The sequence below is a fragment of the Commensalibacter papalotli (ex Servin-Garciduenas et al. 2014) genome (assembly GCF_000527695.1).
Lineage (GTDB): Bacteria > Pseudomonadota > Alphaproteobacteria > Acetobacterales > Acetobacteraceae > Commensalibacter > Commensalibacter papalotli.
On the sequence record NZ_ATSX01000008.1, the window covers coordinates 1 to 26,196 of the forward strand.

The 26,196-nt window shown below is 36.4% G+C and carries 15 protein-coding genes, 1 tRNA gene and 1 pseudogene; 8 read left to right on the forward strand and 9 right to left on the reverse strand.

What is annotated here, in order from left to right:
- Positions 1–194 precede the first annotated feature (194 nt).
- From COMX_RS10300 to COMX_RS10310, 3 genes are all read right to left on the reverse strand, one after another.
- Entirely contained in the window at positions 195–587 is a 393-nt protein-coding gene (locus COMX_RS10300) for a hypothetical protein (protein ID WP_034341056.1), read from the reverse strand.
- A 128-nt stretch (positions 588–715) separates the two neighbouring features.
- Complete coding sequence (locus COMX_RS10305) at positions 716–1,438, reverse strand: hypothetical protein (protein ID WP_034341060.1); 723 nt, start codon at positions 1,436–1,438, stop codon at positions 716–718.
- A gap of 49 nt (positions 1,439–1,487) precedes the next feature.
- Positions 1,488–14,639, reverse strand: a complete 13,152-nt coding sequence (locus COMX_RS10310) for a hemagglutinin repeat-containing protein (RefSeq protein ID WP_034341063.1) — start codon at positions 14,637–14,639, stop codon at positions 1,488–1,490.
- Positions 14,640–14,906: 267 nt separating this feature from the next.
- Here COMX_RS10310 and COMX_RS10315 point away from each other — a divergent pair, with 267 nt between their 5' ends.
- From COMX_RS10315 to COMX_RS10340, 7 genes and pseudogenes are all read left to right on the forward strand, one after another.
- On the forward strand, positions 14,907–15,524 hold the full coding sequence (locus COMX_RS10315) for an invasion associated locus B family protein (protein ID WP_034341066.1): 618 nt from the start codon (positions 14,907–14,909) through the stop codon (positions 15,522–15,524).
- Positions 15,525–15,551: 27 nt separating this feature from the next.
- A complete protein-coding gene (locus COMX_RS10320) occupies positions 15,552–17,306 on the forward strand; it encodes a ShlB/FhaC/HecB family hemolysin secretion/activation protein (protein WP_034341069.1) in 1,755 nt (584 codons plus the stop codon).
- A gap of 164 nt (positions 17,307–17,470) precedes the next feature.
- Positions 17,471–17,518, forward strand: a pseudogene (locus COMX_RS11465) (hypothetical protein); the annotation flags it as partial.
- A gap of 21 nt (positions 17,519–17,539) precedes the next feature.
- The gene (locus COMX_RS11400) at positions 17,540–17,671 is read left to right on the forward strand and encodes a hypothetical protein (RefSeq protein WP_255343294.1); all 132 of its coding nucleotides are present in this window, start codon (positions 17,540–17,542) and stop codon (positions 17,669–17,671) included.
- Between the two features lie 2 nt (positions 17,672–17,673).
- Positions 17,674–17,868: a type II toxin-antitoxin system RelE/ParE family toxin gene (locus COMX_RS10330; RefSeq protein ID WP_200867645.1), complete on the forward strand. Its 195-nt coding sequence runs from the start codon at positions 17,674–17,676 to the stop codon at positions 17,866–17,868.
- Positions 17,869–18,258: 390 nt separating this feature from the next.
- The gene (locus COMX_RS10335) at positions 18,259–18,678 is read left to right on the forward strand and encodes a hypothetical protein (RefSeq protein ID WP_034341072.1); all 420 of its coding nucleotides are present in this window, start codon (positions 18,259–18,261) and stop codon (positions 18,676–18,678) included.
- Positions 18,679–18,772: 94 nt separating this feature from the next.
- Positions 18,773–19,123, forward strand: a complete 351-nt coding sequence (locus COMX_RS10340; RefSeq protein ID WP_034341075.1) for a hypothetical protein — start codon at positions 18,773–18,775, stop codon at positions 19,121–19,123.
- A 260-nt stretch (positions 19,124–19,383) separates the two neighbouring features.
- Here the strand turns inward: COMX_RS10340 and COMX_RS10345 are convergent, their stop codons facing one another.
- From COMX_RS10345 to COMX_RS10355, 3 genes are read right to left on the reverse strand one after another with little or no spacing between them, the layout of a single operon-like run.
- Entirely contained in the window at positions 19,384–20,013 is a 630-nt protein-coding gene (locus COMX_RS10345) for a PqiC family protein (RefSeq protein ID WP_034341077.1), read from the reverse strand.
- Positions 20,013–21,701, reverse strand: coding sequence for a PqiB family protein (locus COMX_RS10350; RefSeq protein WP_034341080.1), 1,689 nt, complete (start codon positions 21,699–21,701; stop codon positions 20,013–20,015). The genes COMX_RS10345 and COMX_RS10350 overlap by 1 nt, the downstream gene beginning before the upstream one ends.
- A 52-nt stretch (positions 21,702–21,753) precedes the next feature.
- Positions 21,754–23,097: a paraquat-inducible protein A gene (locus COMX_RS10355; RefSeq protein ID WP_161631870.1), complete on the reverse strand. Its 1,344-nt coding sequence runs from the start codon at positions 23,095–23,097 to the stop codon at positions 21,754–21,756.
- A 198-nt stretch (positions 23,098–23,295) separates the two neighbouring features.
- Here COMX_RS10355 and COMX_RS10360 point away from each other — a divergent pair.
- Positions 23,296–23,370: transfer RNA gene (locus tag COMX_RS10360), tRNA-Thr, on the forward strand.
- 171 nt (positions 23,371–23,541) lie between these two features.
- Here the strand turns inward: COMX_RS10360 and COMX_RS10365 are convergent.
- The 3 genes from COMX_RS10365 to COMX_RS10375 form a co-directional block, all read right to left on the reverse strand.
- The gene (locus tag COMX_RS10365) at positions 23,542–23,799 is read right to left on the reverse strand and encodes a hypothetical protein (protein WP_034341094.1); all 258 of its coding nucleotides are present in this window, start codon (positions 23,797–23,799) and stop codon (positions 23,542–23,544) included.
- A gap of 99 nt (positions 23,800–23,898) precedes the next feature.
- On the reverse strand, positions 23,899–25,290 hold the full coding sequence (locus tag COMX_RS10370) for a carbohydrate porin (protein ID WP_034341082.1): 1,392 nt from the start codon (positions 25,288–25,290) through the stop codon (positions 23,899–23,901).
- Positions 25,291–25,383: 93 nt separating this feature from the next.
- On the reverse strand, positions 25,384–26,052 hold the full coding sequence (locus COMX_RS10375) for a MarC family NAAT transporter (protein WP_034341085.1): 669 nt from the start codon (positions 26,050–26,052) through the stop codon (positions 25,384–25,386).
- Positions 26,053–26,196: the final 144 nt, after the last annotated feature.

Below are 26,196 nucleotides of genomic sequence, written 5' to 3' on the forward strand. Positions count from 1 at the left end.
AAATAATTATGCGTAATTACAACACGAATAATATCATTTTTTGATAAAGCTTTTGCATCCCCTGTCTGATTATTAACAGGAATATAATATTCGTTATTATAAATAGAGCTACATCCACTCGTCATTAAACACAAACTAAAACCAAAGACTAATTTTCTCAAAAGCTTCATTATACCCACCTTATCTGATCATAATTACTTAGACACATTACGAAATGCATTATTTAAAGCATTTGCAAAAGCTGTATTATCAGTCTCTCCTTTAGCATTTTTATACTCCCCTTGATGTGCAAGCACATTATTAACTTTACTAACTTGTTCAGTAGTAAGCGGTTTTGTTAGTGCTTTACTTGGATCAGGATTTAAAGAATTATACAGAGCAGTCATAAACTTACCTTCGTTAGAATACGTATTTTGACTATTCACAACATTCATCACAGATTTTGTTGCATTTGCTAAATTCTGTTCTCTAATTGGTTTTTGTACAGCTTCAGCTGCAACTACATCAGGATCTTTTACTTCAGGACGAGACTGTGCCATTGCGCTGGTCGTAGAGTTCACCGCATCAACCGTCGTATTCCCTACCACTAGACGTCATCGCTCCAACACCAGCACCCGCTCCGCCCGTTAATAAGCCTTGCACGACACTATTCACAATCTTATTCCCGTCAGAAACAAAAAAGGATAGATAAAATATCTATCCTTGTCATAGTTTTTTATTTCTTATCTGTTGGTTTGGGCGCATTGGGATCGGTTGCATAAAGAGGAGTATAGCCCGTATTTGTAAAATATACCCATTTCTTACCCATCATATTCGGGTAATTATAAAATACTGCAGTTACTAAATGATCAACATTTGTAATATAATTAACATTATCTGTTGATATGGTAGCATAACTATAATAAATCGTTTTATAACCACTTGGATTTGCAGGGGCTATACAACCCCCCATATTATCTCGACTGCTTAGACATGTAAAAAGAGGATTATCTTTTCCTTCAGGCCTAACCAATTTGACTTTATAATAATAAGCTTTATGAGTAATGGTTACCCCTTGTTTTTCTGATAAGGTTGTTCGTCCCATATCGTCCGTAAATACAGGAGCATCCCATGTATGTGTTTCTGTTGTTGCAGAACCCTCTATCGGCGATGAATCAACCAATGCAATCACCGTTGGATGACCATCGTTCTTAGAATTATCTCCTACATCTATAACATCATAATTTAAATTTTGTAAACGTTTCTCTGTTTCTCTTTTTGCCGCAATAAAATATCCCCAATTCATCCAACCTGGTTGTTGAGGAGGAGGGATATCCAAATAATTATGGGTTATCGCTACACGAATAACATCATTCTTTGATAAAGGCTGTGCATCCCCTGCTTGATTCTCAACGGGAATGTAATATTCGCTATTGTAAATAGCACATCCACTTATCATGAAACATATGCCTAATACCGCTATTAATTGTCCTATTCGATTTAACATTTTATAGCCCACCTCCTAAACTTTGCCCTTGTATAATTTCTGGTAATTTAACAACAGATTGTAACGGACTATTAACTAATGGGGAAGTTACTTCTTTAGGGGTGATAGAACTTACCGCTGGTAATTTAATAAGTGAACCTACATTTTGTTGCTGTGTATTACCCGTTCCAGAAGGTTTTGTAGTTAAACCAGAATTCCCAATCATTTGCACTTCAGGTGAACTTAACAAAGGATTATCACGAGTATAATTTTGATAGTCATTTTGGGCTTGTTTAACCGCATCTGCATAGTTTTTATCTCTGATTGGTTTTTGTGCAGCCTGCGCAGCAGTAACGTCAGGATCATCGACTTTAGGGCGAGATTGCCCCATAGCGCTGGCTGCACCATTCACCGTATCAACGCCAATATTCCCACTGTTACCAGTAATTATACCAGCCGCAGCACCAGCGCCACCCGTCAACAATCCTTGCACTAGACTATTCACAATTTTGTTTCCGTCAGTGGTTGCATCTTGCACTGGAACTTTATTATTTTTAATAAAAATTGCTTGATCTTGCTTATTAAAAGGGTTTTGTTTTTTAGCATCAGTTTCTACTTCTGCATTTTGTTCGACTCCCTTTTTATGATCCTGTTTTAACGTTTTATCCTGAGGGAACAAGGCATCGGCGGCGGATTGGGCGAGGTCGCTTGCGACGCTATTCATCGCATCCCCTGCCGCAGCACCCGCAACCGTGGCACCAATATTACCCCCACCCATAGCAGCCGTGCCAGCACCAATGGCCATATCCAGACCTGCTTTACCAATACTGCCAGCTTTGAAATTATCGCTTTGCCCGGTCGCTTCAACCGCCATATTGGTATAATTTCCCATTAACTGTCCAACCGTTTTTTGTGTACTCAAATCACTGTTGATTTGTCCAGCATTAAAGGTTGAATCAATATGCCCATTGGCTTTGTCTGGATCGCGTGACAATGTTCCCGTGGTAGAGCCCGTATTAATCGTGATATTATCCCCAATCGCTGATTCTGTGGTTGAGGTTCGATCATGAGAAACCGAATTCGATGTCAGTGCTGGAATACCGGCTGTTCCTAATATAGACCCTGGTGCTAAGACTGTTTGTTTGGATTCAGATGGTTTTTTATCACCTAAACCATAATCAACACCAAAAGACATATTGCCACTGGCATTCAGGCCGCTCCATTGATCTTTATTATCCAATGAATTGACAACTAAATTACCCGTGGTGATTTGGTTTTTGTCCGCATCCGCCGCACTGGTAATCGCACCCCCTGTCATGGTTGTTGTCCCAGACACATTCACATCCAAGCCCCCTTTGCCCGCATAAATGCCAGACATGGTTGCTTCTGTTGATTTATAATCATTATGAATACCAGTATAGCCAACATTAGGTTGAATATTCGTATAATTATCCCCCACGATAGGAACAGAGGCATTTAACCCACCACTGACCGTTGTGCTGTCATATTTCGATGTGTTTTGTGGGGTAGTAATGTTTAAATTACCTGTATTAATTGTAACTGATCCATCGCTGGCCGTGCCGTCAGCATTCTTGTTGGTGATTTGCGCACCATTGAGGTTCAGGCTGCCGTTCTTATTATTAATCGTAACAGAATTCGTGCCATTCACAACAGTGTCGATTGCTGTTTTGCTAGAAGACGTAGAATTTCCATCAGTAATATTAAAGTTGCCTGTTACGCTGGCCTGTGGCGTTCCTTTTATTCCAATAGACGCACTGGCACCTACACCAAAGCTATTTTGAGATGAGGTCTTTTCACTGTCACTGGTTTTGTAACCCGCATTCAGGTTAACGTCTCCACCTGCATTAAAGATCACATCATTCCCACTGATATTCGAAGCCGTCGCATTAATATCATTTTTCGCTGTCACATTTACTTTTCCACCAGCTGCAACCGTCGATCCAACATCCTTAGTCGTTACAACTTTTGTATCTGATTTGTTAGAAGAATGCCCAACTGAAGCAGAAACACCAATTAAATTACTATTGACGTTCGTTAAAGAGCCTTTCCCTAAAACACCTGCTTCACCTAAGCCTGTTTGTATTAAAGGATACGCCCCACTTGCCGTAGCAAAAGCTTGACCTTGTGTATCCGTTGCATTCGTAATATTAAATCCGGCCTTAGATGTATCCGTAACTAATCCAGAGGCACCAACATTTAGCCCTGTGAAACTTTGTTTTTTATATACATCACTGTTTATGCTGTCTTGGACGGTATTAAAGTTTACATTATCACCTGACAGGTTAATGTCTTGTTTGGTCAAGATATTGGAACCGTTGATATTAATATCTTTATTCGCACTCATATTCACACTGCCCTCGGTTGAGGTAATTACACTGCCTGTATGCGTAACCGAACTGGAAGAATTCTTATCCGTTACTTTCTTCGTGCCGACTTGCGCGCTTAATCCCGTTTCATTGCCAAAGAACCCAGTTCTCTTGGTATGATGATAATCATAGCTGTCTGATGTAGACGTTAATGCATTTTCAGTAATTGAACCCTCTTTCGCAACAACATTCACATCATTCTTGGCCGTTAATCCACCAGAAATACTGATATCATTTTGCGCTGTCGCATTTAGTTGTCCTCCAGACGTAATCTTAGTACCAACCTCGTTCGTATAAGCATATTTATTTTCAAAAGAGCTGGAGTTAAAAGCACCTGATTTATGTCCTTTGACATCATCAAGGCCACTATCTGTGACGGCGTTCAGACCAATATTACCCGCAGAAGATAAAGAGACGTTGCCTGTAGCATTCAAGGTGCTGCCAGATAATGTTAAATCCCCAGAAGTAGATTGCAAGGATGCATTTCCACCAGCGGTAATTGTTGTTCCATAATTCTTGGTTTGATTGCCCACAAAAGATAAGGTGCCGTCAGACGCATGGGTTACGCTGGATGCTGCTGCATTTAACTCTATGGAACCAATATTAATCGTTCCTGCTTTCATCGCCAAATCAGAGCCCGACTGAATTGTGCCTCCATGGGTCGCAATACTATCGCTCGCTTGAATACCAAGCGTGCCAGATGCAAGAATTTGTCCCTGGGAACCTAAGTAAGATCCCGCACCACCATTGACCAAGTAATTATTGACGGTATCCGAATTAATCACAGATCCATTTTGAGCATTTAAAGAGATATTCCCCCCTTTAATCGTTCCACCAATATTACTGATATCCCCATTCGTAGCCGTTAATGCAATCGAATTTGTGCCTTCCATCAACCCTGAATTTGCAATGGAACCTGCTGTAATATTAACGTTTTTCCCTTTAATTGCAGCACCAGCCAACACATCTGTTTTAGGTGATAAATATAATTGAGGCACCAAAACCGTTTGCCCATCAACCACTTGAGGAACATACCATACAATATCTTCGTCCAATGCTGCTTGCTGTTCCGAAGTTAAAGCTGAACCAAATTGTAACCCAAGTTTACCAGATTCAGTGCTCGCATTATTCAACAACGTCTTCATCGCATCAGAAGCCGTCATATAGGTTCCTCCAGGATAACTTTGCCCTGTCGCTTGAATATATTGCTGTTGAATATACTGAGTATCAAACCCAGCATCCCCAAGGAACATGTAAGATCCATTAATATCTAAGCGATTTAATAGATATTGTGAGCCATAAAACTCATTCACAGAGGTATATTGGGGACGTGTTTCAATTAAATAATTGGAATTTGAGCTTACTGAGGAGGTATTAATATTTTCTGATTGAACTGGATTTTGGACAGTAACCTCTGTACCTGTTACTGTATTCGTTGGATTATTTTGACTGACAACATCTCCAGAATTAGTCGGTGAATGAACGGATGGAGAGCCATCGATGCCAACAGTGGTGTTATTGCTAACATTAGATGCTCCTCCCGAACTACCAGTGCCTGTATTGGAACCTCCACCAGTAATCCCTCCACTCGTTACGCCATTAAGACTTGAATTGCCGCCATTAACATTAGGATTGGGCCTAAAAAGTGCTTGTCCACCCGTTAAAGAGGATAAAATATCATTAATACTTGTAGAGCCTGATCCTTTAAAACCTGGTAAAGTGACATGTAGTCCAGGATCAACACCTTGTGGTGCTATAACCCCACCATATCCTAATGTATTATCTTTTCCATCAACTGTTTTTAAACCAGAACTACTACTGCTTAAATCACCATTTCCAGGGCCCGTTAACCCATCTTTACCTTGATCACCACCAGTAGTCTCACCATAAGTTCCTGATGAAGGAGAGCGATTATCCGTTGCAAAATCATCTGGAGAAGCATTTTTAATAATCGTTGTATTATTCACTTCTCCAGAAAAATCACCGTTCAGATCTTCGCCTGCAACAATCGTTGATCCTAATCCATTATTAACCGCTGTAGACCCCCAAGCATATCGACGGCTATCTCCACCACCAATAACCTTATGAGCATTAAACCCAGGAGTGGCCCAATCACTCGTGTCTTTTGGATTGAGTTGACGACACAAATCTTTATTAAAACAGGCGACTGTAAACGTTAAACTACTTTCCAAACCGTGGTTATCTAAAGATTCCCCATGTAAAGTCATATTATCACCAGCCTCAATATGACTGACATCATTTATAATCTTACCGCCTGTTTTAGGGGTAGTAATGGTTAAATTTCCACCTGCAGAAATAATCGCAGAAGCCCCTTGTAAAACGTCTCTTGTTCCTGTTGTAGTAACCTCTACACGTGCAGATGAATTATTACTCCCATGAGATAAATAAATATAAAAATATCCAAAACCAGGTTTGCCATTAGCTGTATACATCCCATCAGGAACATTAATTTGAAGGATTTTTACATCACTTGCATAAAAATATTCATTTCTATCATGACTGCCAAGTGTAGGTGGAAAAGCTTCAGCATATGTATCTATGAACTCTTTATTTGTCATTCCTGCATAAGGTTGACCGTCAGCATTAACTGCAGTATCATAAGTTTTGGTTGTATCTACTGTTTCTGGCTTCAACGTTCCAGAATATTTATTGGTAAAGCTATTCGCAGTCAGGCTAATATCACGATGGGCACTTTGAGTACGAATTAGCCCTCCTATGTTATACACATCACCAGTAGCTACAATTGTCATTGAGCCTTGAGCTGATTGTATAATCCCTTGATTATTAATACCCCCAGTAGCAATGATATTCATGTCATTGCTACTTGATAATGAAGCTGTTACATTATTGATCAAATTATCTGTCTTAATAGTCATCGTATTCAATGCTATCAAAGCACCATTATTAGTGATATTATCAGCAGTAACGATTAAATTTCCACGAGAGGCAATTCCTTCATCTTCATTAATCGTATAATTTCCATGCACTGTAAAATTAACACCAGCATCTTTATTTATCCCCGAAGAAGAAAAGAACATATTTTGAGTAGTAAAATCCCCTTCAAGAACAGCATTCAATGTTTGGTTGGCTATAATTGTTCCTGTAGAAGATAAAGCAGAACTTTGTGCGGCTAAATTAATATCTTTTGAAGATTGAATAATCCCACTATTCGATAAATCAAGCGTTGTTAATGCGCCACTTTGTGCATTCGTAAATAGAGTAACATCTCCAAGATTTCCATTTTCTAGGGCATCATATGTAAGAATTTTACCATTTTGGTTTTGTAATTCATTTGTATAGATCGTTAAATCCTTCGTGGATTGAAGGGTTCCATTATTGTTATTTAATGATGTTAATCCATTCCCATTTTGATCTTTTTGAATGGTCATTCCACCCTGCATACTCACAATCGTACCATTGGAATTATCAAGAGTTGGGGTCGTTATTTGAATATCTCCCATCCCTTGTAACCAACCATAGTTGCTCATACCAGAAGAAGCATTTAAAGATATTTTTCCACCACTAGAAATAATCTGTCCACCTTGAGCAAAAGACAATGTTTTCGCCGTTAAGGATAAATTCCCAGCTCCTGTTCCAATTTGTCCGCTTGAGTTATTGGTGATTTGTGAAGTGGAAGTAAGCGTTAACCCATTTTCTCCATAAATATATCCATTAGCATTATTATTGATATCTCCAGAAATAGTTCCTGTAATCGTTCCACCCGCAAGCATTAAATATGAATTATTAAAACTGCTTCCTGTAAAAAGAATGTTTCCTTTACTATAAGCAGTAATCTCACCATTATTTTGATTGGTTAGATTTTGGAAAAGTTGCAAATCAATATTAGAGTTTGAAAGAATAGATCCATTATCATTCATAAGATTTTGGGCTTGAATAATAAGGTTGCCTGAATCTGAATCTAGATTTTTAATAATTCCATAATTTGTAACATTTCCATTTTGAGCATGAATCGTTACATTACCATGATCGGCACCAATGACATTATTTGCGCTATTTGTTAGGGAAGAAACAGTTAATGCTAGTCCTTTTCCTCCCCATAAGGTACCATTATTGGTAAAGTCTGAACAAATCGTTAAGGATAATAGTCCTCCAGCTAAAATTTTACTTCCTTCAGCGCTATCTAACTGACTAAAATTTAATGTTAAATCTTGAGAAGATTGAAGCGTGCCACCTGCATTGCTAAAAGATTGTAGAGCAGAACCCGAAGAGCCTTGATCTAAACGAATATTCCCGCTTTCACTGGTTAAAACACCATTCGTATTATCCAGATTTTTGGTCGCAATCCAAAGACGATTATAAGCCTGAATATTACTGTCTTTATTCGTCACAGAAGCAACTGGAAGAATATTATTTTCGGTCGAACCAATACCTTGTAAGGTAACATCTCCATTTGTGCTTAACAGAACACTTTGTTGAGTATTCTCAATCGTATTTGCCGTTAAGGTTACAGCATTTTTACCTTGTATCCATCCATTCTGACTTTGAATATCTTGAGACGATAAATCTACAGTTCCACCAACGAAGGAGCCCGAAACAAGTGTCTGATTATCATAACTCAGACCAGAAGATGCAGCTTGACTGACAATGGAGTTACTAGCATTAACAGTTAATAAATCATCTGCAGATACATACCCTGTATTATTCATCGTCTGCGTTGTGATGGTTAAATTATTGGGAGTAATAATCACCCCAGCATTAAGGATTGTAGGGGCATTAATTGTTAAATCCCCAGCTTGAGTAATAATTTTACCAAAACCATTTTGATCACGCTGATTATTCAATTCTTGGTTAACTGTTAATGTGGCACTATTTGCAGCTAGAATAGTACCTTGATTTGCCAAACTAGACGTATTCATTAATAATTGAGTATTCGTTCCAGCAGCTCGAATATTTCCAAAATTAGAAATACCACTCTGACCTAAAACGGTTAAACTAACATTTCTTATTTCACTATAGATGAGCCCTAACGTGCCATTTGATAATGAATTTGCTGTAAATGTTAACTCTGAACCCGCAACCATTTGACCATTATTGACAACATCGCCTGTGAAATTAGCCTGTAACTGTTGTTGTGCAGTTAAAAAAGACTGCTCTGAACTTTTATAAGAGGAGCCATTAATTATAATATTTCCATTGGCTTGGATCTTACCATTACTATTATCAATAGCGGCTGTAACTGTCGGTTTTTCTGAAGATCCAATAGATAAATTACCGCCTAAAGCTAAAATGACTCCCCCATTATTCTTTAGGTTAGGTGTCAATAAGATCGCAGCCTTATTCGCCTGTAAATATCCCCCATTTGTCAATGTATTTTGTATATTAAGTGTTAAATCAGTATCACTTAAGATTTGGCCACTCGTATTTTGTAAATTATCAGCTGTAATCGTGATATATTGTCCATATCCATCTTTATCTGTTCTTCCAGATTTAATTACACCAGAAGAGTCAGCTAATGATTGATTATAAATATCTCCAGAAATTGCTAATGTAATATACCCTTCTATGCTCTGAATAAAACCTGTATTCTCTAGAGATCGAGCTGTTAACAGTACATTTCCATCTGATTGAATTAATCCATTATCTAACTTACTATCAACAATGACACCGTTATTTTTTATAGACTGAGTTAAATCAAGTTTAACAAGCTGTTTTCCATATACAGCTCCTGAATTTTCTAAAATGCCACCTTGTAGAATATTTAAACTGCCAAGCGATGCGTAAATACTACCATTATTAATAATGTCATTGATATTATTAAGACTTACATCTCCCTGTAAACTACTAACAGAAGCTTCTTTATTAGTAAGGATTAACTGGTTAGCAGATAAAACGGTATTACCCTGACTTTGAATAGCGTTTGCAATAGACACATCTCCAGAAGCACTCAGTGTTAAATTTTTACCCGCATATAACACACCACTGCTTGTATCTGTATAATTCGAAATATTAGCCAGAACAAAGCCACCTGTTGCTTGAATAGTTCCATTACTATTATCAACATCTCCACCATGAAGTGTTACGCTACCCCAATTATCTTCAATAACATTACTGTCATCCAAAATGCCATTTTTTTCAGCTAAAATCACACCTGAATTATTAACCAAATGTTTAAAGATAATATCAACAGCACCATTCTTAGAGCCAATTTGACCAGAAGAGTTATTATATAAATTATACACATCAACATCTAACAACCCAGCAGTTGTTAAAATTTTTCCTTGAGTATTATTCAGATCACCTGTTTTTGCATTAACGGTGACATTACCTTGTTTTTCTACACCAATTTTACCTAAAGTATTAACAACTTCCTGTGATGCATCGACCAGAATATTTCCCGTAGTGGTTAGAATGGCCCCTGAATTACTGTTATCTAATGATCCAATAGTTAAAGTAAGATTACCATTATTGGTTCTAATTAAACCATTTTGATTATTTAAAATTTGACTACGAAGCGTAATACTATTGCTTTCTTGAGAGCCAACCTGACCCGCATTACTATTATCAATAGTACCAGATGCATAAAGATCTATTGCGCTATCTGAAGTTATAATATGTCCAGAACGATTATCAATATCACCATTTTTTGCTTCAATATTTAAACCGTTTTTCTTTACAGTCTCTGCGTTGGAGATATCACGTTTAGTATCCGTTGCAGAAGTAAGTTTTTTAATACTAATTTGTCCACTATTATGTATGGATCCTGCTATTATAGAAAGTAAATCTTTATTAATAAAAATACTTCCTGCATTTATAAGCGCATTAGTAACAGTAATAACGCTATTACCAGATAAACTACTTAAAGAGGCATCTGCATTGCTTAATGTCAAAGACGCAGCAGATACAGATAAATCTTGCTGACTTTGAATTGCATGAGCAATAGATACATCACCAGTTGCTACAATTGTTAAATTTTTACCAGCATAAACTAATCCAGCATTCGTATCCGTATAACCACCTATATGCGCATCAATGACACCATCTGTCGCTTTAATAATACCACTCGTATTACTAATATCCGCATACATATTCGAAAAATTATCGTTATCAATTACAATGGTGCCTGATGGTGTAATAATTTTTCCGTTCGTATTGATTAAACTGGATTGCAAAGAAAGCCTAATATCCCCTGCAGTTAAGGCACCAATTTGTCCGCCATTATTATTTAAATTCTCTCCTACGATATGAACGAAACCTACTGGTGTTACAATCTGTCCAAAACTATCTCCAATTGCTTCGTTATAAACATTACCATTTTTAGCAGTAATTCCAATATTACCACTCTCTTGTATAGCAATCTTACCAGCTGTATTATTAATATTTTGGGAAGCATTAATTTGCAAATGAGCACCTTGAGCACGCTTCTCATCTTCATCATTAGCAAACTTACCTGTAGTAATTAAAATTGATCCATTTTGGTTATCGAGTGTATTTACATTTAAAATAATCGCCCCTGTAGTCGTGCGAATTAATCCACCTTCATTCCAAAGATCTTGACTGTTAATCGTTACATTACCATTGGTTTTTACACCAATTTGACCATTTGTATTATCAACAGTGCCTTTCGCAGTAATTGTGACATCACTTGCATCTGTGATTAATGAACCATTTTTATTAGAAAAATTACCTTTAACATTAAAGTTAAATCCACCCACACCAACATCAATGGATCCATAGTTTCCAAAAGATCCTGTGTCTAAAGCTAAACTACCTTTAGAAAAAGAAATATTTCCATTATTGATAAGATCATTCACTGTCGTGAGAGATCCATTGCCATTTAAACTACCAACCAAAGCATTTTTATTGGTAAGATTTAAGCTATTTGCACTAAGCGTGAACTGGTTTTGACTTTGTATAGCACCAGCAACTGACATGTATCCAGATGCGTCAAGGCTTAAAGTGTTGCCCGCATAAATGACACCATTACCTGTATCCGTATAATTCCCTATATGAGCGTCAACAAAACCATTCGTCGATTGAATCGTGCCATAACTATTATCTACATCACCACTACGTAAGACTAAATTACCAACGTTATTGTCCGCTCCAGCAATAATAACCCCAGAACTATTCGATAAACGACCAGAGGTAATCCTAACATTTCCATTATTAGAGCCAATCTGACCTGAATTACTGTTATTAATAGTATTCGTGGTAATGGTTAATAAACCAGAAGGCGTTACAAATTGGCCTTGACTATTATTAATATCTCCGTTTTCTGCTGCAATGGTAATATTACCACTTTGTTGTGTACCAATTTGACCAGAATTATTGTTAATCCCTTGACCTTTAGCAGTAACCTCAACATTCCCAGATGTCGTTAAAATAATTCCAGAATTACTATTATCTAAAAATTTAGTTGTTAAAGAGATATTTCCAGTAGCTGTTCTAATTAATCCATCTTGACTATTAATATCATTCCCTTGAAGCGTAACATTGCCAGCTCCTTGAGATCCAATCTGACCTGAACTGTTATCAATATTACCAGACGCAACTAACTCTATTGCATCATCTTTGGTTGTAATACTGCCTGCACGATTCTCAATATCGCCATTTTTCGCCTCAATATTTAAACCTTCTTTTTGTGTAGTCTCTGTGTTTGAGATTTCACGTTTAGTATCCGTGTCAGAAGCAGGTTTTTTTATACTAATATTTCCACTATTCTGTATGGATCCTGCTGTTATAGAAAGGAAATCTTTATTAATAAAAATACTTCCTGCATTTATAAGCGCATTAGTAACAGTAATAACGCTATTACCAGATAAACTACTTAAAGAGGCATCTGCATTGCTTAATGTCAAAGACGCAGCAGATACAGATAAATCTTGCTGACTTTGAATTGCATGAGCAATAGATACATCATCAGTTGCTGCAATTGTTAAATTTTTACCAGCATAAACTAATCCAGCATTCGTATCCGTATAACTACCTATATGCGCATCAATGACACCATCTGTCGCTTGAATAACACCACCACTATTTTCAATATCTCCACTACGAAGTGTTACACCTACTTGATCATTAACTATCCCAGCCAAAATAGTCCCAGAATTATTTGTTAACTTATTAGAGTGAATATAAATACTTCCAGATTTTGTTGAAATCTTACTATTATTATTTTGCAAATTATTTTGCGTAATAAGACTAATATCCCCAGCGCCTTTAGAACCTATCTGAGCGTTATTATTATTTAAAATATATTCTGAAGCATTAATCGTAATATTAGCATTGGTCGTAACAATTGATCCTGCATTATTATTCAAGCTATTAGGCTCTAAATTAATAATACCCGTATTGGTTTGAATTAACCCATTTTGATTGTTGAAATTATTTGCTTTAATATGAATAGAAGCCGCTTGGTTACTAACAATCTGACCCGACTGATTGCTCATATCTCCTGTTGAATCAAGATCGATACTATTATTAGCTGCAATTTTTCCATTATTATTGGAAATATCACCGTTAATTGTGGCTTTTATTGTTCCTGTTGCAGAGGAAATCTCCCCATTATTGGTAAGATTTTGTCCATCTAACGTTAAATCATTTTGAGCGCTAACATTACCTGCTTGCTGATTATTGATTTTTGTAGCTTTTAACTTTAATGCTGACTGAGCAGTAATAGATCCTGAGTTATCAAGTTCATTATCAAGCGTGATATTACTTTCTTGCCCACCATTAGCAACAATTTTACCTGTATTCCTTAACGAACTGGCTTGCAAAGAGACTGTATTCGTTGCTCCAATTGTTCCTGTATTTTCAACAGTTGTCACCGTGGCTTTCAAATTGTTTTGCGCAGCAAGCTCTCCACTAACAACCAATTTTCCATCTGCTGTTAACTGCATATCCCCCGCAGTAGAGGCCATACGACCATCAACGCGAACACCAGCCCCTTTTTCATTCACGAGCATTTGAATATGATTGCCAGTCATTCCTCCTAAAGTAGAGGTTTCAATTGCAAATTCTGGCGCTTGACTACCATCCGAAGAAAGTGGTGTTGCCGTTCTATTGGCATAATCATATGTATTACGACCTGCAACAACCTGAATATCCTGTCCATTAACAGGGGCATTAATACGAACTTTACGACTAATAATATCAAGAACAGGAACCTCTGCAAAATTCCCCCCTGCACCATCAAAACCAACTTCACCACCACTGACCGTAATGGACTGTAAATTCCCATTTGCGTCTAGGTTAGGTTTACCCGTCGCCAAAGATGCTCTACTCGTATTAATAAACCCACATCCAGCACAAGTAATCCCATTAGGATTAGCAATGATAACCGCTGCTTGTTTCCCTGCAACTTCATTATATCCTAATAACTTCGTCGGAGAGTATCCTGTCACTTCATTAATAATTGTATGCGCAGTTTTACCATCTTTTAAATGAGGGTTACCTGTAATTTGCCCTGCTAATTTTGTATTGGTAATCGTCGGTGAGTTATTAAGAATTTGTCCTTGTTCATTGACGTTATATTGGTTGAATTTATTATGAGAAACACCCGCATCATTAGGATGCACAATATTAATTTGATCAATCCCATTATGCGTTATATCGACCGTCGGGCGCTGATTGACAGGTGGAGCTGTATCCACAACGATACTAGCTGATGGTTTAGGTGCCGCCATTACTGGCAATGTTGATACTAAATTGCCTGCCAAAAATAAACTAGCTGCCATAAACCCTTTAACCCGTTTATAAACAACAGATTTATTAAAATAAATAGAGGAAAATTTCTTCTTAGACATGCGAACAACCTAGTACCAACTGTGTTAAATGAAATTGCTTTATCATTTAACTACGAATAATTTATTATAGCCGTTACGGTATAACAAAGGGCTATATCAACAACAATTACTATTCGACTAATTTATTGAAAATTATGATTTATTGTAATTAAATCACGCCATGTGAAATCATGATTTCACAATGTTTTTTGTCTTGATAATTTATTTATTACAAAGTAGCTCTAGCTTTAATCACATATCATGAAACAAAATCTGTTAGGATTTCCAATGAAAAAATTACTATTATCCGGTGCCTTTATTTTTGTTTTTGCTGCGAGTAACGCTCCAGCTTTTGCTCAAGAAAAAACAAATAAAACCACAACAAATAATAGTAAAGAAACATCCTCGCCTATTACTGTTAATCAACAAGTAGGCTCTTGGCAGCTTCATTGCGCTTATCCAAATAATGAGCAAAGCAAGCAAAAAAATACATCTCAAGGATGTATCGCTCAGCAAAGCCTTATGGTTACAGGAAAAGATAATAAACAAACCCCTGTTGCCTCTTTATTATTAGAAAAAATCAGAGATAATCAAAATCCAAGCAAGGTTAACCCTGTTCAATTTACTGTTGTTACACCACTTGGATTTTCTTTACAGCAACCTGTTACAATCTCAATTGAACATGCTGGTAAGACTGATTTACCTTGGATTACTTGTACAGCGAATGGTTGTATTGCTTCTCAACCAATCAATAGTGCCTTACAAAAATCTTTAGAAACGAATAAAACAGCGCAATTAATTATTCATCGCGTTAATAAAACAACCGTAACGATTAATTTTAATATTGAAGACCTTCATAATGTGTTTACCGCTATGAATGATCTTATCAATAAAAAAGCGCCTTAATCCTATTATTTGTTTCAAATAACGACAATGAATTTAAAAGCATCTTTTTTTCGGTCTGTTCTTGTTGCAACTGTATGTTTCCCTTTTATAGGAGAACATGCAGAAGCTCAAACTACGCCTCCCCCCGTTTCCCCTCAAAGCTTTAATCAATATCAGCAATATTTACAGCATAAAGAACGGCAACAACTTATGGAGGGACTTCCCCCTCCATCTAGTAATGTTCAGATCAATCAAAATAGGCATAATGATGCTCAAACTGAACATTGTGTGACCATTCAATCCATTGAAGTGGTAAATGCAAATAACATCTCCTCATCAACCATTCAAAATATTACTAAACCATGGCAAAATAAATGTATGAGCCTTGGGGATATGAATTCTATCTTAAATAAAATCAATAAAGCTTATATCGACAAAGGCTTTGTCACAACAAGAGCCTACCTACCTCAACAAGATCTAAAACAAGGCACGTTACATATTGTCGTTATTGGAGGGAAAGTCCAAGGGTTTCAATTCCATGGAATATCACAAAGCAACCATGAGACCATGGCCTTTCCGTGGGTTAAAGGAGGCATACTTAATCTGAAAGATTTGGAACAAGGGATTGATCAGATGAACCGCCTTCCTGATTGGAGTGCATCAATGAAGATTGCTCCAGGAGATGAACCAGGAACCTCTATCGTTAATATCAATGCCAATAATCCAGGCATTTTACACGGACAAGTTTCGACAGATAATAACGGTCAAAGCTATTCTGGAAGAACCATTGGTAGAACGATTTTAACTGCTGAAGATTTGTTTGGATTATTAGATATGTGGTCTGTTGAATATGACCATTCTTTAAATAATCGTCAAAGCGATCGACATAACTCCTTCTTTACCGCAGAAGGGTCTATCCCTCTTGGGCCATGGACATTCTTTGGTGGATGGTATCGATATGACGATTTTTATCATGTTGATTATGCTTGGCAAGGGCGTGGACGTTTTGATTCAACTAATAAAGATTTTCATATCGGTGCTTCACGCGTTGTTGCACGAAACTCAATTGGGGTGACAACTTTACAAGCAACCTATGAATTAAAATCCTTTGATAGCTATATTGAGCATTCCCGCATTGGAACACAAAGCGCTAGACTTTCTTCGTTAAACCTAAATGCCAGTGAATCGATGCGTATTTGGGGGGGTGCATGGTATGCAAGTCTTGGTATGAAAATCGGACTTGGTGGGGCTATGGGCACAGAAACATGGACGTACAATCAAGGAACCTATAATCCTCATACTCAATATGTCAAACCCTCTCTCGATATCGATGGTTACCAACCCATTGCTCAAGATTTTATGTGGCATACCTCTATTCATGGGGAATATGCGAGCAAGAACCAATATGGTAATGAACAAATGCAAATTGGGGGTCCTTATACCGTTAGAGGGTTCTTAAAACAAACCATGATGGGAAATGCTGGGGTTTATATGCGTAATGACCTTTCATGGTCTTTACCTACTAATGAAATGCATTGTGATGCTTATCAAATTTTTTGTAATCAATTAATTAAAGGCACTGAACTTTACGGAATCTTTGATGTAGGCATGACGAGAGGTGTTTTTACCTATGCTGATATGCCTAAAACCGAAAAAGGCGGCAACCTCGTCGGTGCAGGATTAGGTATCCGTAAAACAGCAGGCACTATCTTCTGGAATGCTTCTGCAACTCACGCGCTTACAACCGCAGGTCTTCCTCCAGAAGGATGGATCGCTATGTTCAGTATAGGTGTCAGATTATAATAAAAATAAAACTTATCCACATTTTTGTGGGTAAGTTTAACCATAATCTGAATTTTCGATAATATCTACAAATAATCGATAATTAAAGAAATCTGTAATATTTTTATGATGTAAAGGAGCTAGTCTATGAAGACAGATGTTATGACATTTAAAGTTGAAGCAGAATTAAGGAGAATTTTAAAGCTGTTGCAGCTCGTAATGATCGACCAGCAGCTCAAGTCATTAGAGAATTAATGCGAGAATATGTTTCTAAAAATAGAGAGCCTAATGCACTAACACTTGAATCAATGCGTAAGTCAGAACGTGGAGAAGATTTACATACAGCAAAAGATATCAATGATTTATATAAACAGCTAGGTATCTAAGGGTGCGTCATATTAAATTTTCGAATTTATTTAAAAAAGATATTCGGAAGTGCGAAAAACGCGGAAGAAATATGCAAAAGATGAAAGCGGTAATAGAGCTTATCGTTAATGATTTATCATTGCCTTTAGCGTTAAAAGACCACCCCTTAAAAGGTATATGGAAACCTCATAGAGAATTACATATAGAGCCAGACTAGTTATTGATTTATTATTGTTCAGATGAAATTACAGTGCATTTTGAATCCACAGGCACTCATTCAGATTTATTTGGTAAATTCTATAATTAATGAATAAATATCTTGACGTTTTGACTATAAAATGAATTATCATTAGCAGTCTGAATAATACAAATAGATTGTATTGTTTTTTTTATCCATTGCATGATGGACGAAATGAAATTCGACCTTCACCCCGTCCCGATAATCGTGCCAATTTCAAATCACATGTTTACCGTTGTGTTGGGATTTATAACATGAATATTCATTCTTCAAATTTTTTTTTCTTCAAATGAAAATATTTTTTAATTCCCACGAAAACAGAACTAAATTTTAATTTAGATCAAATTATTTTTGATTTAGGTTATTTTAATGATGAATAATCAATCACAAAGAATACGTAAAATTATTTATGATACTATTTATAAAGAAAGTAGTAACGAAACACAAAATTTTGACCCAAATCTAAATCTTGATTTTTATGGAATCTACGCAGAGTCTTTAATATATGAGTGTGCAAAAGCTATTCAATTACCTAATGAATATGTAAAAAAATATTTTCTATACAATTTATATTTTTTTCAAGAAACGCCTTTTACAGGTTTTATATTAATAATGCGTGGATTAACTAGATTATTAAATAAATTATTTAGTAATTACTTTAAAGTAGAAGAAAAAGAACCCATTACGGCGCAACAATTTGCAGACATAATGATTGAAATCTGGAAAAAATATCAAGCAGATATGGGAAACAATGTTGAATGTGATCCTTTTACCTTATTAAAGTCATAACATAACTATGAATATAAAAGAAAATTTGTAGTATAAAATTTATAAAGTAATTATAGATGAATGCTGTGATAAAGGTGATACTTTTTACCCAAATATGATTATTAATAGTGGAAAAAATAGTGTTTCTGGTGAGGACGCTGATTTCTTAATCTTTTATAGTTCAGACGTTATAAATTTACCAAGAGAATATATTGTCAATCGTTTTCCATATGGAAAATATTTTGAAAAAGAAGATAACCCTTTACTTATACTCCTTATTCCAATTTTTATTATCTATTACGTTACACTGTCTATATATAGACAAGCTAAAAACAGCATTTTACGTTTATTAAAACGCCCAACCGTTAAATATACAGTTAACGAAAAACCTCCGTTAACTGCCTTACAATTTGCAGATATTATGATTGATATTTGGGAGCAATATCAAAAAGAAAATAAAAAATAGAATATTCTATTATCTCCAAAAAAGAGATCTATAAGGTAATAAGAAATATATCTACTCTGATGTTACTGAATGAATGGCAAACCATGTAAAATCAGCTATGGACATTACTTTTAAAACAATAAAGGCGATTCCTGAAATATTTTTATACTTAGCATTCTAACTCTGATCATCATTGACAAAAATTAACAATTCATAAAAAAGGAAGCCTTATTAGCTTCCTTTTTTTTAAACATCTTATTGAATGTAGATTAATATTTTACTTATCGTAACGATATATTCATCAAATTTGCAGCCGCAGTATCCGCAATTTCGCCAAGTATCTGACTTAATGCAACGACAAGTGCTTGGGTGCTACTATCTGCTGGAACTTTTTCTAATGTTAATAGACGATTAAATCGAGCAGGTTTATCCCCATCAGATCGAATCACCAAATCTGCAGTTACTACAGCTTTACCACTCGCATCTTGATTAAATCTAGAAATATCCATTTCTACATAAGCTTGTGGTGTTGTTTGTGTTGCTTGATTTTGCAAGAAAACACGTGCATTAGGCAAGCGTTGGGCCAGATCCAACATCATCACCCGACCAATCATATTGGTAATATTATCTGCCCACGCGTCAGAAGAAGATATTGTCAGTTTATTATTACTAATCTCTGAAACAATCCGATCTTTATCGAAGAATCCTGCCAAAGATGGTGTTCTTACCTCTATAATAGAAGGATTTGCACTATACGATCTTCCTGGTACAGATGATAACGTATAATAAGTTGGTCCTGAGTTACTACATGCTGTTAACAGGCTGCCAGAAACGGCTAAAACTGATCCACCCATAACAGTTTTCAAAAGGTGGCGGCGTGATAATATGTTTTTCTTACTAAAATATTTCATTATTTACGTCCTGTTATAAGGGCTGATGGGTGCTGAGTCATAAAGTCGCTCAAGAAGCGTAAAGATCTAGCAGTTTCACTGAGCTGTACGATCATGCTTTGCAAATTACGATTAAAATCTGTATCCCCACCATAGCTGGCCAAGAGCTTATTTGCATTCTTCAGAGTTTGATCTAACTGACGACTCATCTCAGGCAATTGTTTCATTAACGGTGTTGCTCCTTGATTAAGTTTCTTACTCAGATCACTCATATTCTGCATTGTTTGACGCATTGCTTTCAATGTTTTCGCAACATCTGGGCTATTAAGCTTATCATCTGTATGTGCCAATAAATTATTTATATTCTCTCCCATTTGATCCAATGGCATTGCCGCAATCTTAGACGCAACCGTGGACATAGACGCCATTATACCATCCATACCACCAGCTTGACTTGGGATAACCAAAGTATTCCCCTCTGTTTGGGGCGCAATTGGTTTTTTCATATCAACAAAATTTAACGCAATTAAAGAGCTGCCAAATAAGAAATTATCACTTGCAACGGTTGCCTTCATTCCATTAGCAATCAACGATTTCGTAATCAAAGCCAAAGTCGCAGCGTCATATTTCTTTTGAAAGGTAAATACACGGTTCGGTTGAATATCCATTGTAATTTTTGCGCGTGTTTGTTTTGCCTTAGCATCAATAATTAATGAAACATCCTTTACGGTGCCAATTTGCAAACCAAACAAGGTTACACGGCTGCCTTTTGATAATCCTTTAACCGAAGAAGTTACATAAGTCACAAGCGGAACGTTGTCATGATAACGTGAATTTTCCGCAGCTTCTTGGTCAGAATATAAAATAAATTGTGTATCCGCTGGAATAAGTTCTTCTTTTCTAGATTCTTTTCCAGCGGCAATTAAAGGACGATCAAGCTCGTCAAAAGCAATCCCTCCAGACATTAACGCCTGCATAGATTGTAACTGAACATTCAATCCTGTCGCACCAAAACCTAATTTAATACCAGACACATTCCAAAAAGCACTCGTATGGTGCAAATAACTATCATATGGCTTCTTTACGAAAATATGTAATAAAATTGGTCCTATACCACCAGCAGGCATATCATAGTTCAGGACTTCGCCTACTACAATGTCACGATAAAAAACTGGAGCACCTTCGCCCAAAGATCCTAAATTATCTGTCGCTAGCACATAAGTTGTTCCAGGTTGACCAGATCTCACACCAGGGGGAGATTCTAAACCAACAAAATAACGTTGTTTTTTCCCTGATTTATAATTACCTGGATCAAATGCAATATACGCACCACTAATTAACGTTTCTAAACCAGAAATACTTGCACCATTAAATCGAGGCCTTACGACCCAAAAACGCGCTTTATCAGTAATCACAGAAGATGCCCTGCCAGTCATAGCAATCTGAACATCCACATGGCGCATATCTTTACTTAACGAAACACTTTTAACTGTACCAAGAACAACAGATTTACTTTTGACCTGTGTTTGGCCACTAACAATTCCGTCTGCTGTTTCAAAAGAAATCGTAATCGTTGGACCCGCATTGGAAATAGCTTTCCAACCCAGGTAAATTGCTAAGATAGCAACGATAATAGGAACAACCCAAACCAAAGAAAATTTGATTTTACGAGAAGTAGCCAAAGGAGCCTGATTATTATTTTGAGACATATTTCTATTTACTTAATGTTTATAAGATAATGAATATAGGATGATTCATTTTCTAATTTTTACTTTTTTGATCATTTTCGGAACTATTCATTCCAGCATAATCCCACATTAATCGAGGATCAAATACATCTGCTGCAAATATCGTAATCACAACGACTGCTGCAAACATTAAAATACCAACATGCGCATGTACTGTTGCCAATGCATCAAAATGAATTAATGCTATCAAAATGGAAATCATAAAAACATCAATCATTGACCATCTGCCGATAAAAGTAATAACGCGGAATAGTTTAGACCTCATCGTCAGCCATTTTTTGGATCGCATTAAACTGGCACCAATCATTACCCCTATTCCAGATATCTTTAAAACAGGAACTGCGATACTGGCGACAAATACCAATAAAGCTAAAGGCACCATCTGACTTTGCCATAATTCAACAACACCACCAAAAATCCGATGATTACTGGTCTTACCCATCATCGTCATGCTCATGATAGGGTATAAATTTGCAGGTATATAAAAAATAAAAGCTGCAAATAATAATGCCAACGATCGATTAAGACTATTGGTTTTACGTTTGTGAATTTTCTTTCCACATCTTGGACAAACGCCGATTTGTCCCTCTTCAGCAATCACAGTATTCGTAGCAAAAACAAGACTACAACATTCACAAGACGCTAAATGATTATTTTCGGGCAGTTGATCAAAATGATGCGGCGCTATATCTACTTGCTTATAATGGAAAATCATCGTTTCTTTGATAGCGCAACGTCCCCACAAACCAGCAAAATCAGTGCAAGCATCTGTAATACCCATCGAAATCATTAATAACACCATAGAATATAATGCATAATCAATCTCAACATATGCCATTCCCACCAATTTGGTATAGGCAACAAAAATCCCTAAAATATAGACCTCAATCATTGACCATGGACGTAGTAATTTATACCATTGCAAAAGCTTAGGGAAAAAAGAAGGTAATTTTTTCAACCGCGAGAAATGTAAAATAGTTAACATTAAACTAATGGTTATAATTGGAAATACCACTACCACTAATGCTATTAATAATCCAACAATTCCCAGATCTTGGTGCATAAATTCTATACTACCATCAAGAATACCTAATGAGTTAGTACGTCCATATATATTCACTGAAAGCAAAGGAAAAGATACCATCATCACATATAAAATCAGTGATGATAGAGAAAAAGCAAAAGGAACCGCCCATTGCTTACTGACTGGATGACGAAACAGCTCTAGACCACACCGTTGACATGCAATCAACTCACCATGCTTTATCTCTGGGTATTTTTGTACCAATCCACAAGATGGGCACTCTATTGCCTGATCAACGATGCTTATTGCTTCGTTTAATTCTTTACTCTCCAACAACAATCTCTCTTAATGAAATAAAATATTCAATAGCCTTATTAAATAGCAACCTGTCTGTAATACCACTTCATGATATACTTTATAATATATAAGCAAACACGAACATGGTGATAAAATAAAAATAAACTTTAGAAAATTATTTTATCACTCTTGCAGTCTATGCTCAGCTCCTATATAAAAAAGCACAATGCACACGCCGACATAGCTCAGGGGTAGAGCAACTGATTCGTAATCAGTAGGTCCTCGGTTCAATTCCGAGTGTCGGCACCATTTTACCCTATATAAAAAAATAACTGCTTTTATTAGCTTGGATCAGATAATACATATATTTTTGGACTTTCCAAGCCTTTTATTTCCAGAGTTTTCATATCTCTAATTTTTTAATCAAAGCCTATACAATTAGTGTAAAACTTATTTTCTATATATAATGATTTTTAATAATCAATTTGTATAGGCAATATTTGTTTTTTCAGCCTGCATTTGTAAATCAAGGGCACCTTTGAGTTTTAAAGGTAAAGGCACACCATGATCATCTTGTTGGCAATAATTAGCCGCTATCTGAAAAGATGGGTGAGTATCGGATGACAACTCTTTGCGTAAGCATCCAACATCACTTTCAAACGGAAGACGACCCATCTCTGGATTGCACCCTCCTAGTAATAAAAGAGTAAATCCTGATAAAATTATTTTTTTAATCACTTTGTCAAATACCATTGTTTCATTCGATATGATCGCACTAGATTTCAAGATGCTATATAATTTAACGAATTAATTAAAATAGTTTATACAATAGTTTCTCTAAAAAGTAACGTTTGTTTTCAAACCAAAAAGCACAGCGTCTTTATAAGTACTTCTAGTCGCGGCTACATTATGAAAATACTCGAAAATCGGCATCAACATAACTCCTCTATAGGCTGCAATACCATAGTTAGCTTCAAATAATAAGCTGTTGGTCTGAACCCCTGGCGCACCATTTAATAAACCATTAAAAATTCCATTCGCTCCAGTAACCTGACCATTATTAATTTGGTATTGTTGTGCGCGACTTAAACCTCGTGGAACCGTATAATATGTTAACATCAGCCCAAATTGATCATAAGAACGTGCCTTCCAAAAACCACGATCCAACAACCCAATATTATAGAAATCTTTAAATGAAGATGTTGTTGCTGCGTCATGACCATAATTCGCGATAACAAATAAGCCATGATCATCAATAGGATCGTTACGGTAAACCATTTGATCAGCCTGAATCCAAAATTGAAAGCGATTATCCTTTTTTCCAGATCCTGTTACTTGAGAAGACCAAGTCTCAAAACGACTACTGTCAATGCCTGTACCCACATGAATATGACCAAGAAGATTATCCTTACCAATATCAGGATTATAACCCAATTCAACTGGTACAAAAGCCCCTGTAGTTTGTGAGGTTCCCCAATCCCAACCCGTTCTTCCCCCTTGAGGCCAAGGAGTACTTTGATACGCCCCTACTTGTATATAAGCCTGAGTTGTTATTTTGTATAAAATACGCCCCCCCCATACAGCACCTGGCCAATCAGAGAAACCTTGCTGAGATTGTGTGCTTCGAGGATGACCACAAGTTGTTAACAACATAAACTGGCAAGCAATCGCACTATGGGCATAATCATCACCAACACTCATCCGACCAATTTTTATATCAATATTATCATGCCAAAGTTTTTGTTCGGCGTATAAATCATACATATGCAACAAGCGCGCATAACCGCCACCATAAACTTCTTGGGCTTGTATTTGAGAATCTCCAACATAATCGGCACTGGCATTCCGACCCGAACGATTCATAATAATCGCATGGGTTGAAAATCCCTTCCAACCTACTAATTTTTCCCAATCTATGTCTAAAGAAAATGCAATTTGTTGAGTAAAGTCAGCACCTTTACGTTTGCCACCACTGACAACACCAGCAGTCTCTGTAACCCAATTCAACCCTAACTTAATACCATATTGGTCTAAATATTGATTAACCCCACTAAAGAATAACTCTTTAGCTGGATCTGCATCAGAAGGTTTATTTGCTATAGGTCTGAGCGTTTCACTTTTTTTAAGCTGTAATGTACGTTGAGCATTTGCATCACTATAAAAAGGAAAAAGCAGAAAAGTACCAATCCCTATAATAAAGGATAACTGATACTTACTTTTCTTAAACATTGACAAAAACCCATACTAAATTCATTTCTAGATGAGAAATACAAATTAAGAGATTTTTGTCAAATAAAAATAATGTGAACGAAACATATTCACTTAATGTATACTAGCAGCAACATCCAAAGACCCGTTAATTACAAATTGTATGCCCATACATACCAGTAAAAACCCCATTAATCGAGAAATTGCTTGGACGCCACTATTTCCTATAAAACGCATGATTACAGCTGAACTACGCAAAGAAACCCAAAGTAAAATGCTAATTAATATAAAAACGAGAATAGGTGCAACAATAATAACCCATTGTGAAACATGTATTGTTCCCTGATGAACTGCGGATGCACTACTAATAATAATCGCTATTGTTCCAGGTCCAGCAGTACCAGGCATTGCCAATGGCACAAAGGCGATATCCGTGTCTGGTTCTTTTTGCATTTCTGATGTCTTTTCACGCACCTCAAGTGCATCGTGAACTTTACGAACGGGAAAAAGCATCTGAAATCCGATAAATACAACAATTAAGCCACCTGCAATACGTAGCCCAGGAACCGATATACCAAAAGTGCTCATTACCACTTGACCAGCATACCAAGTCACAATCATAATTGTAAAAACATATATTGATGCCATCAAGGCTTGGTGGTCACGTGTTTTTTTGTTCATATCTTCAGATAAACTTAAAAACAAAGCAACAGCCGTTAATGGGTTAGCCAAAGGTAAAAGCGTAATTAAACCTATACCAATAATTTCAAAAAGTTCTATCATAAATACTGTTCATCATTAATGTTATAAAGAATAAATTCTATCAACAAGATTTCTTAGATGCAAATTAATAATGATAATTGTTTTAAAGGTAATACACTTTTAAGTGATGCTAAGAGGCATCTGATTTACAACTTTAAGATGTGT